Annotated in this window: 16 protein-coding genes; 8 read left to right on the plus strand and 8 right to left on the minus strand. The window is 41.7% G+C overall.

Annotated features, from left to right (window positions below):
- Positions 1–16: 16 nt before the first annotated feature.
- The 3 genes from BUA59_RS09895 (at position 17) to sugE (ending at position 1,064) form a co-directional block, all read left to right on the plus strand.
- Positions 17–349: a YnfA family protein gene (locus tag BUA59_RS09895; RefSeq protein ID WP_072839548.1), complete on the plus strand. Its 333-nt coding sequence runs from the start codon at positions 17–19 to the stop codon at positions 347–349.
- Between the two features lie 71 nt (positions 350–420).
- Positions 421–660, plus strand: a complete 240-nt coding sequence (locus BUA59_RS09900) for a hypothetical protein (RefSeq protein WP_012068855.1) — start codon at positions 421–423, stop codon at positions 658–660.
- Between the two features lie 86 nt (positions 661–746).
- Entirely contained in the window at positions 747–1,064 is a 318-nt protein-coding gene (sugE, locus tag BUA59_RS09905; protein WP_012068856.1) for a quaternary ammonium compound efflux SMR transporter SugE, read from the plus strand.
- 75 nt (positions 1,065–1,139) lie between these two features.
- On the opposite strand, the gene BUA59_RS09910 is transcribed toward sugE, so the two are convergent.
- Positions 1,140–2,048, minus strand: a complete 909-nt coding sequence (locus BUA59_RS09910) for a LysR family transcriptional regulator (protein ID WP_072839549.1) — start codon at positions 2,046–2,048, stop codon at positions 1,140–1,142.
- Between the two features lie 150 nt (positions 2,049–2,198).
- On the opposite strand from BUA59_RS09910, the gene BUA59_RS09915 reads away from it, so the two are divergent.
- The gene (locus BUA59_RS09915) at positions 2,199–3,653 is read left to right on the plus strand and encodes a YfcC family protein (RefSeq protein ID WP_198432022.1); all 1,455 of its coding nucleotides are present in this window, start codon (positions 2,199–2,201) and stop codon (positions 3,651–3,653) included.
- Positions 3,654–3,716: 63 nt separating this feature from the next.
- Positions 3,717–4,610, plus strand: coding sequence for an aspartoacylase (locus BUA59_RS09920; protein WP_072839550.1), 894 nt, complete (start codon positions 3,717–3,719; stop codon positions 4,608–4,610).
- Positions 4,611–4,697: 87 nt separating this feature from the next.
- Here BUA59_RS09920 and dxs read toward each other — a convergent pair whose 3' ends face one another.
- From dxs to BUA59_RS09935, 3 genes are read right to left on the minus strand one after another with little or no spacing between them, the layout of a single operon-like run.
- Entirely contained in the window at positions 4,698–6,575 is a 1,878-nt protein-coding gene (gene dxs / locus BUA59_RS09925) for a 1-deoxy-D-xylulose-5-phosphate synthase (RefSeq protein WP_072839694.1), read from the minus strand.
- A 51-nt stretch (positions 6,576–6,626) separates the two neighbouring features.
- On the minus strand, positions 6,627–7,508 hold the full coding sequence (gene ispA, locus BUA59_RS09930; protein WP_072839551.1) for a (2E,6E)-farnesyl diphosphate synthase: 882 nt from the start codon (positions 7,506–7,508) through the stop codon (positions 6,627–6,629).
- Positions 7,505–7,747 (minus strand): exodeoxyribonuclease VII small subunit, encoded by a 243-nt coding sequence (locus BUA59_RS09935; RefSeq protein ID WP_072839552.1) that lies wholly within the window; start codon positions 7,745–7,747, stop codon positions 7,505–7,507. Before BUA59_RS09935 ends, ispA begins: the two co-directional genes overlap by 4 nt.
- A gap of 174 nt (positions 7,748–7,921) precedes the next feature.
- On the opposite strand from BUA59_RS09935, the gene pomA reads away from it, so the two are divergent.
- The 3 genes from pomA (at position 7,922) to dapB (ending at position 10,634) form a co-directional block, all read left to right on the plus strand.
- Entirely contained in the window at positions 7,922–8,677 is a 756-nt protein-coding gene (gene pomA / locus BUA59_RS09940; protein WP_072839553.1) for a flagellar motor protein PomA, read from the plus strand.
- A 26-nt stretch (positions 8,678–8,703) separates the two neighbouring features.
- Positions 8,704–9,696 (plus strand): flagellar motor protein MotB, encoded by a 993-nt coding sequence (locus tag BUA59_RS09945; protein ID WP_072839554.1) that lies wholly within the window; start codon positions 8,704–8,706, stop codon positions 9,694–9,696.
- 137 nt (positions 9,697–9,833) lie between these two features.
- Positions 9,834–10,634 carry a 4-hydroxy-tetrahydrodipicolinate reductase gene (gene dapB / locus BUA59_RS09950; protein WP_072839555.1) on the plus strand — a complete coding sequence of 267 codons (801 nt, stop codon included), beginning with the start codon at positions 9,834–9,836 and terminating at the stop codon, positions 10,632–10,634.
- 71 nt (positions 10,635–10,705) lie between these two features.
- Here the strand turns inward: dapB and BUA59_RS09955 are convergent, their stop codons facing one another.
- The 4 genes from BUA59_RS09955 to BUA59_RS09970 all read right to left on the minus strand — a co-directional run bounded on the left by BUA59_RS09955 (position 10,706) and on the right by BUA59_RS09970 (position 14,800).
- A complete protein-coding gene (locus tag BUA59_RS09955; RefSeq protein WP_072839556.1) occupies positions 10,706–11,194 on the minus strand; it encodes a MarR family winged helix-turn-helix transcriptional regulator in 489 nt (162 codons plus the stop codon).
- Positions 11,195–11,346: 152 nt separating this feature from the next.
- On the minus strand, positions 11,347–12,759 hold the full coding sequence (gene phrB / locus BUA59_RS09960; RefSeq protein ID WP_072839557.1) for a deoxyribodipyrimidine photo-lyase: 1,413 nt from the start codon (positions 12,757–12,759) through the stop codon (positions 11,347–11,349).
- Between the two features lie 14 nt (positions 12,760–12,773).
- Positions 12,774–13,754: a YbgA family protein gene (locus BUA59_RS09965; RefSeq protein ID WP_072839558.1), complete on the minus strand. Its 981-nt coding sequence runs from the start codon at positions 13,752–13,754 to the stop codon at positions 12,774–12,776.
- Between the two features lie 32 nt (positions 13,755–13,786).
- Complete coding sequence (locus BUA59_RS09970) at positions 13,787–14,800, minus strand: NAD(P)/FAD-dependent oxidoreductase (protein WP_072839559.1); 1,014 nt, start codon at positions 14,798–14,800, stop codon at positions 13,787–13,789.
- Between the last annotated feature and the right edge of the window lie 27 nt (positions 14,801–14,827).

A 14,827-nucleotide genomic window follows, 5' to 3' on the forward strand; every position in this document is an offset into this window, starting at 1 on the left:
TAGAAGGAACTCTTTTTTGCCTGAGTTAAAAACAATAAGTCTTTTTATGCTGACGGCATTGGCAGAGATTGTCGGTTGTTACTTGCCTTATCTTTGGTTGCGTGAAGGGAAAACGATCTGGTTACTAGTGCCAGCGGCGTTAAGTTTAGCTGTATTTACTTGGCTGCTGACTTTGCATCCAACTGCATCAGGAAGAGTCTATGCCGCTTATGGTGGCGTTTATATCTTTATGGCTGTTTTATGGCTGTGGATTGTTGACGGTATTCGTCCAACCACTTGGGATATGATTGGGTCTGCTGTGGCGCTTTTAGGTATGGCTATTATTATGTTTGCGCCACGGACTACATAATATGGTTTAATTGACAGCTTTAAACGGGCAGATCTAAAGGATAAATGTTAACTGAGGGAGAGATTTTAAACATGGCATTTTCAGAGCAAGAGAAACAAGCATTACTTGAATTGAAAGGTGTTGGGCCTACCGTTATTAAGCGTTTTGAAGAAATCGGTATTGATTCATTCGAAAAACTGGCTGCTTATGAAGCAAAAGATATCGCTGGTATGGTTGCTTCGATGTTGAGAACAACCTGTTGGAAAAATAGTCCGCAGGCTTTGTCTGCTGTAGATTCTGCGATAGTTCGAGCTAGGCAAGACGTTTCTTAAAATATAATGTTAAAGACTAATGATGTGGGGACGACCTCACCGCTCCAATTAATAATGAGGACGACCTCATAACATGAGGTGTTTTTATGAGCTGGTTTATTCTAGTCATTGCAGGGTTGTTGGAAGTAAGTTGGGCAATTGGCTTGAAATATACCGAGGGCTTTACCAAGTTATGGCCTTCGATAGGGACTATTTTGTCATTGGTTGTTAGCTTTGTATTACTTGGTTTGGCGATGAAAACATTGCCTGTAGGTGTGGCTTATGCAGTATGGGTTGGCATAGGTTTGGTTGGCACAGCAATACTAGGTATTCTGTTGTTTGATGAATCAGCCCAGACATTAAAGCTAATCAGTCTTGGCTTAATCTGCGCTGGAATAGTGGGTTTGAAATTGACTAGCTCTTAACTAACAGTAGCTTCTTAATCAAACATAGCGCTAGATTTTTTAGCGCTATGTTTGATTTTAATGTCATAAGTGAGTTTATCTAATGCTTTTATATAGAGGCATTTTTTTTATGTTGCGTTTTGCACAAGCCGAAAACTCTCTCGATAATTTACTACGAATATGGTCCGCAGAATAATACATAGTATAGCGATATTTTAATTGTGGTCTAAAAGGCCGAGTTACCACATTTAGTCCGGTCCACATGCTAGCGTTAAAGGGATCTAAGAGCGCAATACAGAGTCCAGCTGCTACCATTCCATATCCTGAAAGAGAACGCTGAGTGGAAAACTGTGAACGGATTTTAATGTTATGTTCTTTCAACAAACTTTTATGGCTGTGCCATTCCATACCATCTTCATCAATCAACTTTAGAAGGTTTTCGCCATTTAAATCTGTAGGCGTTATCACATCTTTTTGTGCCAAAGGATGGCTTTCTGGTAGAACACATACCCAATCAACATCAATTAACGGTTCTTCAATAAAACCCGAATGATAGTCTGCATGATTCGTAAGAATTAGATCGTATTTGGCATGCCTTAACCCTCTCATTAGTTGATCAACACTGTCTGTTAATAAACTGATGTGAACATCTGGATTTTCGTCGACAAAATGACGTATTAAAGTCGGAGTTAATTGAGTTGCTAGCGCAGGAGTTGAGCCAATTGTCAGGTTTCCATGGGTCGACTGCTTTAAATTTTCTGCAAAATTTTCTAGATGATGAATGCCATGAACAACACCTTTTACTTCTTCGTAAAAAGCCATGGCTTCGGCTGTTGGAATCATTCTTCCTTTTTGTTTTTGGAATAATTCAAAGCCAATACTGTCCTGTAAGTCTTTGATAAGTCGACTTATTGATGGCTGAGATACTTGCAGTGTCATGGCTGCTTGAGAGAAAGAGCCTTTCTCAATAACAGCTAAAAATGCTTGAAGTTGTTTGTATTGCATCGCTATAGCTCATAGTTTTTTCGAATATAACTATACATAAATGGCTATTGTTCGAATAGCTTATATGTGAAATATTTATTCTTAATTGAGCTCATTATTCATAAGTTCGCAAAAAATGCGGATATAAAAAACAAAATGTGGGGAACTATTGTGCCGGATATTAATGAAGATAAAAGCTATTCGAGTCAGATAAAAGATAAGCGGGCTTGGTATTTAAGAATGCCAGATCCAATGGTGCTGATATTTTATATTTTATTGGTGGCCAGTGCGCTTTCTTGGATAGTGCCAAAAGGAGCTTATGACCTGGAAAAAGTTGATGGTCGGCAACGCGTGGTTGCGGGATCGTTTCATTACTTAGCTGAGGATACTAGCAGTAACACTCTTGCTTCAGTGGTGAATAATGTCTTTGATATTTTTGTAGCTATACCACAAGGGCTAATTCAATCTGCGCAGTATCTGTTTATTGTATTTATTGCTGGCGGTCTCTTTAATATTTTATATCGTACTAATGCACTGGAAAATTTTGTCGGAACATCGGTTAAGCGTATAGGACTTAAGCGCGGTAATTTACTTATTTGGTTATCGACCTATTTATATGGTGTGTTTGGTATCGCTGTTGGTTTTGAAAATAACATTGCTTTGGTGCCGGTGGCTTTGTTGGTATCCAGTGCGCTAGGCTATAAAAACCTTGTTGGCGCCTGTATTGCGATAGGCGGTATCGGTATCGGTTTTGCTCTCTCTCCTATTAATCCTTATACCGTCGGTGTATCTCAAAGTATTGCGGGCTTACCTATTTTTTCTGGTGCTTTGTTGCGGTGTATTCTGACCTTTTTGTCTCTAAGTCTATTGGCTTGGTACATCACTAAATTTGTTGCGCCAAAAGCTAAAGCAGAAGAATCTACATCGGATCAACTGTCCAAACAGCTTTCTGACTATCGTATGAACTCTCGTGATGTCTGCGTTATGTTGGTTTTTTTAGCAGGTATTGTAGTTATTGCTGGGTGTTCCTATCTCGCTGGAACGGGCGTATTAGGCCGTAGTTGGTATATTAAAGAAATCACTGCTGTCTTTATCGTTATGTCTATTGTCATTGCTGCTATTTGTCGAATCGGGGCGAATCAATATGTAAAACATATGATTGACGGGGCTTCGAAAGTGACTGCTGGTGCTTTGGTTATTGGCTTGGCAGCATCAATCAAGGTCGTACTTGAAGATGGGCAAATTATTTATACTATTGTGCACACCTTAAATTTGCTGATCGATTTCATGCCGGATGCGCTTATTGCAGTCACCATCAGTGTGATTCAAGGAATAATCAACTTATTTATCCCAAGTGGTTCAGGTCAAGCTTTAGTGACTATGCCGATTCTCATTCCTCTTGCTGATTTGGTGGGTATTAGTCGCCAAGTAATGATTCTCGCTTTTCAGGTTGGTGATGGTATTACCAATTTAATCATTCCAACGTCTGGCGGCACTTTAGCCATGCTGGCATTAGCACGAGTGGGCTTTTCTGAATGGGTTAAGACTATTTTTCCGGTCATTATAATGGTTTATGTGCTTAGTTGGATATTTCTTGTTTTTGCTCAGTATACGAATTGGTCATAACGTTTTAATTAAATGGCGCCGCCACTATGGATGTTGTGCGGCGTTTTGGAGATATAAGTGAATATGAAAAAAATGCAGCGTATTGCCTTAATTGGTGGCACTCATGGAAATGAATTATCCGGTATTTATTTGGTGAAAAAATGGTTGGCTCAACAAACATTGAAGCAATGGGATACATTGGATATTACCGCTCGTATTGTTAATCCAAGAGCCTGTGAGCAATCCGTTCGTTATATTGAAACAGATCTGAATCGTGAGTTTGGTGTTGGCCTTGATGATATGGATAAGACAGGGTACGAAGCGTTATTGGCTAAAAAAATTAATATTGAGTTTGGTCCTAAAGGTAATTCCCCCTACGAGTTTTTGATTGATTTACATAATACAACATCAAATATGGGAGCTTGTTTGATGTTACAACGTAAAAATGCCTTCACTGTTTTGTTAGGTGGTTATGTAAAGCATCGGATGCCACACGCCAATATCTATTTTCAAGATAATGTGCCGGAGGAAAAGCAGAACTTCTTACTTACTGTGGCTCAGCAAGGTGTAACTGTCGAAGTAGGGCCCCAACCAAATTCAGTGCTTCAACAAGAAACCCTGGGTTTAATGGAGGAAATGACGAAGCATATTTTGGACTTTGTTGAGCTTTGTAATAGCGGCACAGCTTTAGAAATACCAGATGAATATGATGCATTTCAATATTCTGAAAATCTACATTTGCCAGTTAACGAAAATGGACAAAGAGAAGGTTTGGTATCTAGTCTGGTTGATCAGAAAGACTTTCAGCCAATAGAGCCTGGTCAGGTGGTAATGGAAACGTTTGCTGGAGAAAAGATTACTTGGCAGGGGGATTATACCGCGTATCCATTATTTATTAATGAAGCGGCTTATCACACAAGTCATAGCGCTATGACACTTTCTAAAAAAATTGTGATGTCGTGTCAGGATTATAAGTAGTCGAGATTATAAATGGCTGACTAAATGCCTCCACAGACTAAAAAATAAGGCCAGAATTAATCTGGCCTTATTTTTAATGGCTTGTGATTACAAATGGGTCAGTTTTAACTCGATGGATTTCTGAATACCATCTGCATCCAGTCCTACGCGTTTTAGCATGGAAGCATGGCTAGCATGTTCTTCATATTGATCTGGAAGACCAAGGTGAAGCGTTGGAATGTTTATGTTATTCGCAATTAGGAACTCACTAACTGCTGATCCAGCTCCGCCCATGATGGCATTTTCTTCAACGGTGACGATGAGCTTTGCATCACGATGAGTAAGTAACGCTTCTTCATCGATCGGTTTAACAAAGCGCATGTCGAGCAAGGTTGCGTCTAATGTATTCGCTGCTTTTAGTGCATCGTAAGTAGGGCGACCAAAACCACATATAACAATACCTGATTGCCCTGTTCGTAGCGTACGAGACTTACCTATTTTAAGTGTGCTCAGTGTTGATTCAATGTCGACGCCTTGGCCTGTTCCTCGCGGATAACGTACTGCAGCTGGGCCTTTGTATTCATAGCCAGTTTGTAGCATTTTACGGCATTCGTCTTCGTCTGACGGAGCCATAACAACCATGTTTGGAATACAACGAAGATAGCTTAAATCGTAAACACCAGCATGAGTGGGACCGTCTTCGCCGACTAAACCTGCTCGATCAATGGCAAACAAGACATCAAGGTTTTGTAGAGCCACATCGTGAATAAGCTGATCGTAAGCACGTTGTAGGAAGGTCGAGTAAATCGCAACAACGGGTTTAACGCCATCGCATGCCATTCCAGCAGCTAATGTCACTGCATGTTGTTCTGCGATAGCAACGTCAAAGTATCTTTCTGGAAAGCGATCAGCAAAATCAATTAGATCTGAGCCTTCTTTCATTGCAGGAGTAATTGCGACAAGCTTATCGTCTTGTTCTGCCGCATCACATACCCATTTACCAAAGACATTGCAGTATTTTGGCAGTTTGCTTTTTTCTACGTTAGGTTTTGGATCCGGTTCGATTTTATTAATAGCGTGATAGCCAATTGGATCACCTTCAGCTGGCTCAAAGCCTTTACCTTTTTTTGTGATGACATGAAGGAATTGAGGACCTTTTCGATCTTTTAAGTTAGATATAGTGGTTAATAAGTGATCCATATCGTGACCATCAATTGGCCCTATATAGTTAAAACCTAACTCTTCAAACATCATCCCTGGCGATACCATACCTTTCATATGTTCTTCGGCTTTACGAGCGAGTTCTAATGCAGAGGGTAAGCCTGAAAAGACTTTTCTACCACCTTCTCTAATATTGTCGTAGGTCTTGCTAGCCCAAATGCGAGCAAAATAACTGGATAGCGCGCCAACTGGTTTTGATATGGACATTTCGTTGTCATTTAAAATGACCAACATATCAGCTTTAACATCACCTGCGTGATTAAGTGCCTCGAATGACATGCCAGCAGACATAGCGCCGTCGCCAATGATAGCAACAGCTTTGCGGCCAGTTTTTAGTTGTCGTGCAGCAAGAGACATACCCAGCGCAGCACCAATTGACGTACTCGAATGACCAACACCAAAAGTATCGTATTCACTTTCATCGCGTTTTGGGAAACCGGATATACCGTTTTCTTGACGAATGTTGAGCAAAGCCTCACGACGACCTGTTAAAATTTTATGGGGGTAGGCTTGATGACCTACATCCCAAACAATGCGATCTTCTGGTGTGTTGTATAAATAATGCAGGGCAACTGTAAGTTCTACGACACCAAGACCTGCGCCAAAATGACCGCCAGTTTGTCCAACACTGTAAAGCATGAACTCTCGTAATTCGCGGACAAGAGCTGGCAATTGCTCTTTTTTAAAGGCGCGTAAGTCAGCTGGTGAGTTGACTTCATCAAGTAGCGGCGTGTCAGGTCGCGCAGTAGGTATCTCTTCGAACATCGGCACAGGTTTGGTCACATTTAATTAATCTAAAAAAAGCGGGTAAGTATATCAGTGGTTACGACCAATAATATAGTTCGCAAGCTCAACTAAAGGCTGAGCGGCGTCACCAAATGGCGAAATCGCTGTAATGGCTTGGCTATGTAGGCTTTGAGCTAGCGCTTGAGCACCAGCTAAACCAAGCAGCTTAGGATAAGTTGGTTTGTTTGCCTCTTCATCCGAGAACTGAGTTTTGCCTAGCGTTGTTGTATCACTGGTGATATCAATGATGTCGTCTTGAACTTGAAAAGCTAGGCCAATTGCTACGGCATAAGCATCTAGAGCAGCAAAATCTGCTTCGCTTTTTGCACCAGTACTGATAGCTCCCATACGAATACTAGCTCGAATAAGTGCGCCCGTTTTATGTTGGTGCATTTGCTCAAGTTCATCAATATTGATGTTGTTGCCAACATTGGCCAAATCAATCATTTGCCCTGTGACCATACCATGACGACCAGAAGCGTGGACAAGTTCTTGAATCAATTGTAGTTGCACTTTAGTGTTTTGATGTTTCGAGTCACTCAATAATTCAAAGGCAAAAGTCTGCAGTGCATCACCAGCAAGTATGGCTGTCGCTTCATCGAACTGTATGTGGCAAGTGGGTTTGCCGCGACGTAGATCGTCGTCATCCATGGCAGGTAAATCATCATGAATCAAGGAATAGGCATGGATCGATTCAATTGCCGCTGCACTGGCGTCAGTAAGATTGTTAGCTTCGCCAAATAAGGATGCGGCAGCATAGGTCAACATAGGGCGAACGCGTTTACCACCATTGAATAGGCTATATGCCATGGCACTTTGTAGATGAGTAGCGGGTTCGTATTGGCCTAAACTGTGTGTAAGGTAGTCATCAACTCTAAGGCGAGCATATTGAGAAAAATCGTCTAAAGTCACGAATTTAATTCCGGGTCAAAAGTTTCTAGGTGCTCACCATCTTGTTTTTCCAACAGTATTTGAACTTTTTGCTCAGCTTGGGTGAGAACAGACTGACATTCTTGACTAAGTTTAACACCTTTTTCAAAGGCTTTTAGTGCCTCTTCAAGAGAAAGCTGATTAGACTCAAGCTGAGTGACTAGCGTATCTAATTCGCTGAGGTTTTCTTCAAAATGACGGACATTGGTTTTTCTAGACATGATGATTACTCTTGTTTGAACCTACGTTTTGTAACAGAAAATGACCTACTGTTCGAGGACGTGTTAACGAAAATTACAAAAATCATGTAAGAAGATGTCATTCTTCCGCTTTGTTTCGTATAGAATCATTAAAATGTATCGGTAGTATTATAGCTTTTTTGTTAGGAGACGTGTGTGGATATCGCAACGTTAATAGGACTTGTTGGATCTTTTATAGTAATTATTGCCGCTATTTTTGTCGGTGGGTCAGCAGGGATGTTCATCGACACTGCGTCAACGCTGATTGTATTAGTTGGTTCTACCTTTGTTGTTTTGATGCAATATCCTTTAAGTCAATTTCTTAGCGCAGGCAAAATTGCGGCAAAAGCCTTTATGTTTAAAAGCATTCCGTTAGACACATTGATCGATGAAATCTACGGTTTAGCTGATGAAGCGCGTAAAGGTGGTTTGCTTTCGTTAGAAGGTAAAGAAGTAAGTCATCCATTTTTATCAAAAGGCATTCAAATGCTGGTGGATGGTCACGACGGTAATGTTGTGAGAAGTCAACTATCTAAAGATATGAACCAATCTTATTACCGGCATAGTGCTGGAGCGAAAGTATTTAAAGCTTTTGGTGATGTGGGTCCTGCGATGGGGATGATAGGAACATTGGTTGGATTGGTGCAGATGTTGGCAAACATGTCAGACCCAAAAGCAATCGGCCCTGCAATGGCTGTTGCCTTGTTGACCACTCTTTATGGCGCCATGCTAGCCAACATGGTGTGTTTACCTATACAGGCGAAGTTGAATATTCGTGCTGATGAAGAATTAACCTGTCAGAAGTTGATTTTGGATGCCTTGCTTGCTATCCAGTCTGGTCAGAACCCTCGTATTTTGGATGGCGCACTGAAGACTTACATAGCAGAAGGTAAGCGAATTGAGCGTGAATAATATTTTAGTTGTAAACGGATTCGATAATGAGTGATGAAGAAGAGTCAGATTGCCCCGAATGTGTAGAGGGTTTACCTGCTTACATGGGAACTTTTGCGGATCTCATGTCTTTGTTGATGTGTTTCTTTGTACTTTTGCTGTCATTCGCTGAAATGGATGTTTTGAAATTTAAGCAACTTGCAGGATCATTGAAAGTGGCATTTGGTGTACAGCGTGAAGTTGAAGCGGAATCTATTCCTATGGGAACCTCTGTGATTGCACAGGAGTTTAGCCCTGGTCGTCCTGAACCGACACCAATTAATGAAGTTAAACAAAAAGCAGACAGTACACCTGAAAATACGCTTGAAGTTATTTGTAAGCCTGGTGATGCAGAACTAAAAGAGCAAAGTAATTCAGGTTCACCTGCACCAGTAACCTTTGTCGATAAATCTAAAGCTGATCTTGAAAAAGAGAAGAAAATTCAAGAAACAGAAGGCGATGCTCAAATGATAGCCTCTGTGATGCGAGAAGAGATTTCAAAAGGTACGGTGGAAATTGAAACACAAGAACAGACTATTACTATTCGGATAAAGGATCAGGGGTCATTTAAGTCGGGTTCTGCTGAATTAAATTATGATTTCATTCCGGTTATTGACTTGATTCGTGATGTACTTGTTGGAATTCAAGGTACTATTTCGGTAGAAGGGCACACTGATAATGTTCCTATAGCAAGTAGTCGATTCCGTTCGAATTGGCAATTGTCATCGGCGCGAGCTATTTCTGTGGCTGAGGAGCTATTTTCTACCGGGCAACTTGATCAAGGTCGATTTGCTGTAACTGGTTATGCTGATACACGTCCTCTGGTGCCCAATGATACGCCTGCGCATCGTGCGACTAACCGACGTGTAGAGATTATTATTAAGCAAAATGATACATCTCGCCCGAAAATGCGTAATACGGTAGACGAGATACCGTCAGATGGTGTTATTGAATTTGATCGAAATATGGTTGATGAGCTGAAACCAAACGAAATATTTTAATCAACTTGCCTATTAGTATAAAAAAGGAGCCTCGGCTCCTTTTTTATACTTTGCAGTAGGTCTTATTGATTTTTAATGCTGAGATTCAAGTGAATTTTTGTTATGGTTTGCGCAGACAAAATTGAGGAAGTAGATAAATGCGAGTAGCAGTCATTGGCGCATCAGGGCGCATGGGAAAAAATCTAATCACCGCCATTCATGATGCCGAAGGTGTATCCTTAGGCGCGGCTATTTTGAAGCCTGGTAGTAGCTTGATTGGTGCAGATGCAGGTGAGATTGCTGGTGTTGGTAAGTTGGGTGTTGCAGCCGTTGCTTCATTAGCTGATTGTGTAAATGATTTTGATGTTTTGATTGATTTCACAACTCCCTCGTTAACTTTAGAAAATGCTGCTTTCTGTGCTAAACACAAAAAAGCCATCGTGGTTGGAACAACTGGTCTAAATGACGCTGAAAAAGCGAAGTTAAACGAGGCTGCTCAGCAGTCTTCGGTTGTTTTTGCTCCTAATATGAGTGTTGGTGTGAATTTAACCCTTAAGCTGCTTGCTACTGCTGCAAGGATTTTGGGCGATGAATATGATGTGGAAATTGTCGAAGCTCATCATCGTCACAAAGTAGATTCTCCTTCTGGTACGGCACTGCGTATGGGTGAAGTGGTTGCTGAAGCGTTAGGGCGCAATTTAAAAGAATGTGCTGTCTATGGTCGTGAAGGTCAAACTGGTGCTCGTACTCAAAAAGAAATTGGCTTTGAAACCATTCGCGCTGGCGATGTGGTTGGAGAGCACAGTGTTTGGTTTGCTACTGAAGGTGAGCGTATTGAGATTGTTCACAAGGCGAGTAGCCGTATGACTTTTGCTAAAGGTGCAGTGCGTGCAGCAGGTTGGTTGGAAGGTAAGTCAGCTGGTATGTATGATATGCAGGATGTGCTGAATTTAAAATAATGGTTTGATGGTATTGCATTAAATCAAAATGGCCGCTAATTAGCGGCCATTTTGATTAGTTGAGTTCGCTTTTAAACTAACGCATCAGGTGAATTGATATCCAGTAAAGGTGCAGCATCTAGATTCTCTGCGTCCATCATCATGGCGATGCGCTGTAAAGAAGAGAGTACTTGAGTCTGTTCCCAGCCTTCTAGAGAATCAAATTCATCGATGAATTTTTCATGCAGAAGCGGTGGCGTGGTTTTTAGTATTTCCATGCCTGAGGAAGTTAAGCGAGCATTAACGATACGTTTGTCTTTCTGAGCTCTAACACGCTCCACGTATTTCCTATCTTCTAGGCGGTTAAGTATGGTCGTCACAGTCGCTTGACTGAGGGACACACTGTCAGAGATTTTTCGTACAGTCACATCGCCCAGTTCTTCAATAGAGCGAAGCACCATGATTTGAGGGATTGTTAATCCACAGGCCTTTACAACGCGCTTAGATTGTAGATCTGTAGCACGGATAATACGTCGTAAGTGGACAAGAACATCGTGTAAGTGTTGTGGTGAATCAGGCATAGCAATTAATTAATCCAAAAAATTTTACGGATTGTATGATTTTGTTTTGATCTGTAAAAACTTAGTTTGAGAAATGTTACAGCTCAAAGTATAGGTGTATTTTTCTGTTTTGCCAACATGCTTGAAATGGTTACTAGAAAAACACACTTAGCTTAACGTCCTTTTAATTCATCAAATGCCTCGATAGCCGCTAATCTTGCAGGTTTATAGTCGATAATTGGCTTTGGGTAATGGCATTGTTTTCTTTGTTCCGGTTTTGGATCATGAATGGACTTTGCATCTAGCTTGGCGATTTCAGGCACAAAACGTCGAATGAAATCACCGTTCTTATCATAGGTTTGCGATTGTCTGGTTGGATTGAAAACACGGAAGTAGGGCGCAGCATCACATCCTGTTGATGCGCTCCATTGCCAGCCGCCATTGTTTGCAGCGAATTCACCATCGATCAATTTGCTCATAAAATAGGCTTCGCCTCTGCGCCAGTCTGCAAACATAAGTTTGGTAAAGAAGCTAGCTGCCACCATTCTTAAGCGGTTGTGCATCCAACCGGTTTGGTTAAGCTGACGCATAGCGGCATCAACAATAGGAAAACCTGTTCTACCTTCGCACCATGCCTGAAACTCTTCTTCATTTTGTCGCCAAATCAACGCGTTTGTTTCTGTTTTAAACGGCTGGCTTTTACAAAGAAAAGGAAAATGTAACATCAGTTGACGGTAGAAGTCGCGCCATGCGAGTTCCTTTAACCAAATACTGTCTTGCCAACGTCTTTCCTCTTGATTACACGTGTAGAAAATCGCTTCCAAGCATTGTCTTGGGCCCAAAGCTCCAAGTGCAAGATAGGGTGATAAAGTGCTGGTGGCAGGTTCAATCGGATAGTCTCTGCCTTCTTGGTAATGGTGTTCTTTGTGGTGACAGAACTGCCAAAGTTTTTGTTTGGCTGTGTCGTGATCGGCAGGCCATAAATCGTCTCGAAATGGTTTCTCCCATGTCAGATCCAAATTGGGTTCTGGCAACGCTTCAGCCTGTTTCTCAGGCGCTGGTAGGGGCGTTATATCTTGCTGAGCAAGCATGCCGACCCATCGATTAAAGAAGGGCGTGAAGACCTTAAATGGTGTGCCTTGCTGGCTAAGTACATCTTGGGGAACAATAATATCTGTCGCCTTAACATGAGCACTAATTTGGTGTTTTTGCAATTGCTCGCATACTGCTTTATCGCGCTGTTGCTCGTGAATAGGCAGATCGCGGTTAAACCAAAGGTGTTTGATATTATTACTGAGACAATATTCTGTGATTATATCCGGAAGCTGATCAAAGGTCTTAGCCTCAAGGATATGCAGTGGAATGCCAAGAGTTGCCAGCGTCTTTGCTAAGTTTTTGATTAGTCCAGCACGAAGCCCTGTTTTAGCGTCTGATTCGTTATGTTGTACCCACTGTGCTGGTGTGGGAGTAATAATAACGGCAATGCCTTCTTTAACTGAATTCGCTTCTAAAGAAGCAAAATAAAGAGCTGGATTATCTAGACAGCGAAGGTCGTTTCTTAACCAAACCAGATGTGTAATCTTCATTCTACTGCGTTACCTTAAACCGTATTACGGATGCCAAGAGGCGATGGATATGGAATGAAATAGCTTTGCTCGTTGATGTATTCACTGCCGTAATGTTTTAGATAGTGATGGAGCAAGGTGACAGGTGTGGCAAGATTAACTTCGCCACGGCGGTACTGCTCAACCACATCCAAAATATCTTTTCGAACGGACACATCCACAGCGTGCTTTAAATAACCCACAAGATGCATGAGTACATTGCAATGATTTTTACGCTCTGCTGGTTTTGAGAGTGTTGTCATCAAGGTTTCAAAGTACGCTGTTTTTAATTCGTTAAAAGGTCTTGGATCATTACCTGAAAGCATACGTCCTAGTTTGCGATAAATCGGTTGAGAATGCGCCATGACCATATATTTATAACGGCTATGGAAAGCAATAAGGTCTTTCATCCGAGCGTCTTCGCCCATACTGTGACGAAAATCGTGATGGGTAAAAACGCGTAATAAAAAATTCTCTCGTAACGCTGGGTCATTCAAACGACCATCTTCTTCCACTGGCAATAATGGATAGCGCTGTTGCAGTGCTTTTGTAAAAAGACCTGCACTTCTTTGCATGTGAGGATGACCATTTTCTTGATAAACCTTGATACGTTCCATACCGCAGCTTGGAGATTTTTTCATCAAGATGTAGCCATCCAAATGCGATAAATTTTCCAAATATTTGTTAGATGCCGCCATGAATACCTCAGAAACATCTTCTTCAGAATTTTTGCTGAAGACCATTCTTGGTTCGTCTGGATTGCCTTCTAAGCGAAGTGTTGGGCGAGGCGTACCAAATCCAGCAGCAACTTCAGGGCAGAATTTTTGATAATCAAAATAATGGCTTAGTACTTTGTCACAATAATCGGAATGACTGTGTCCACCGTTGTAGCGTACGTTTTCACCTAATAAACAGGCGCTAATTCCGACAGGAATCTTATGTGTTAGCTGATCTGGTGATGGTTGAGAATGCGGCATAGATGAGTCCTCCAATGGACAACGTCATTGTTCTATTTTGAATCTTTAATATGATTAATGAGAGACATTGCGCTGAGTAATGCGCCTTCTGCATCGCCTTGGCATAACCAGTCACCGATTAGTCCTACATTGTGCTCAGGAGACCAAGCAAAGGGATTATTACCTTTATTTTCGGCAAATCGGCTGAAAAACCAACGATGCGGCTCGCTATGTTTTAAAATCCTGTGTTCGGTTATTTCGGCAAAAGCTTGCAGCAAAGTTTGAGTGATCCATTCTTTATCTGAATCTAGATGTTGCTTCGTCCAGTTAGAATCCGTATGGATGACCCAACGGTCGACTTTTTCACTGTGGCGCATTGGCTTGTAGTTGTCTTTTATCATGCGTTTGATTGGGGAGTTTTTAGGTTCAATCAGTGCATTTAAATCGCAAGATTCTGTTTCTAACCACATAGCCCACTGTGATTGATAAGACGTGCTAGCCTGATTTGCTCTCAGTAGCAGCACGGCTAGTTTCTCGTGTGAAGACAGTATTGAAGCTGCTTGTGGCGCTGGCGCTGCGATGATTGTTTTTTTTGCAATCACGACAGGCTGATATTTATCATCTCTTAATAACCAGTTTGGCTGATCATCGCCTTGTTGTGTTATCTGATCCAAATGGTGAATACGAGTGCTAGTAATGAAGCTGGCATTTTGAACCCAGTGACGAGTGATGGCGCTCATTTTTGGTACACCAACAAAGGCTTGTGAGCCCGCTTTACTAAGCTGTTTCCATGGGGCTGCCACATGTTCTTTGGTAAGCTGTTTGAATAGGTCGAGCGTGTCAGGGTGTTTGGCGACAATATAAGGTGTACCTAGATCACAACTGATGTCGCCTTCTAGTTTTTTGCTGCTAGCTCGACCACCACTGCCGCGGCTTTTGTCTATTACGCAAACGGATTGGCCTAACTGGGAGAGCAAATGCGCACACAAGCTGCCAGCCAGACCTGCGCCAACAATGGCGATGTCAAAGGTTGGAGTGTGAATTTGACCGGTAGTTAATGTGTTCATCTTATTTTTCCCAGTGTTTATGTTGCT

Origin of the sequence: Marinomonas polaris DSM 16579 (genome assembly GCF_900129155.1) — a bacterium.
In the GTDB taxonomy this organism is placed as follows: Bacteria; Pseudomonadota; Gammaproteobacteria; order Pseudomonadales; family Marinomonadaceae; genus Marinomonas; species Marinomonas polaris.

Bases quoted from the DNA above. Each gene is read 5' to 3' on its own strand.
- BUA59_RS09955 (WP_072839556.1), bottom strand. From the start codon at position 11,194: ATGCCTGATTCACCACAACACTTACACGATGTTCTTGTCCACTTACGA.
- BUA59_RS09970 (WP_072839559.1), bottom strand. From the start codon at position 14,800: ATGAACACATTAACTACCGGTCAAATTCACACTCCAACCTTTGACATC.
- BUA59_RS09965 (WP_072839558.1), bottom strand. From the start codon at position 13,754: ATGCCGCATTCTCAACCATCACCAGATCAGCTAACACATAAGATTCCT.
- dapB (WP_072839555.1), top strand. From the start codon at position 9,834: ATGCGAGTAGCAGTCATTGGCGCATCAGGGCGCATGGGAAAAAATCTA.
- BUA59_RS09935 (WP_072839552.1), bottom strand. From the start codon at position 7,747: ATGTCTAGAAAAACCAATGTCCGTCATTTTGAAGAAAACCTCAGCGAA.
- BUA59_RS09945 (WP_072839554.1), top strand. From the start codon at position 8,704: ATGAGTGATGAAGAAGAGTCAGATTGCCCCGAATGTGTAGAGGGTTTA.
- sugE (WP_012068856.1), top strand. From the start codon at position 747: ATGAGCTGGTTTATTCTAGTCATTGCAGGGTTGTTGGAAGTAAGTTGG.
- BUA59_RS09910 (WP_072839549.1), bottom strand. From the start codon at position 2,048: ATGCAATACAAACAACTTCAAGCATTTTTAGCTGTTATTGAGAAAGGC.
- BUA59_RS09900 (WP_012068855.1), top strand. From the start codon at position 421: ATGGCATTTTCAGAGCAAGAGAAACAAGCATTACTTGAATTGAAAGGT.
- phrB (WP_072839557.1), bottom strand. From the start codon at position 12,759: ATGAAGATTACACATCTGGTTTGGTTAAGAAACGACCTTCGCTGTCTA.
- BUA59_RS09920 (WP_072839550.1), top strand. From the start codon at position 3,717: ATGAAAAAAATGCAGCGTATTGCCTTAATTGGTGGCACTCATGGAAAT.
- dxs (WP_072839694.1), bottom strand. From the start codon at position 6,575: ATGTTCGAAGAGATACCTACTGCGCGACCTGACACGCCGCTACTTGAT.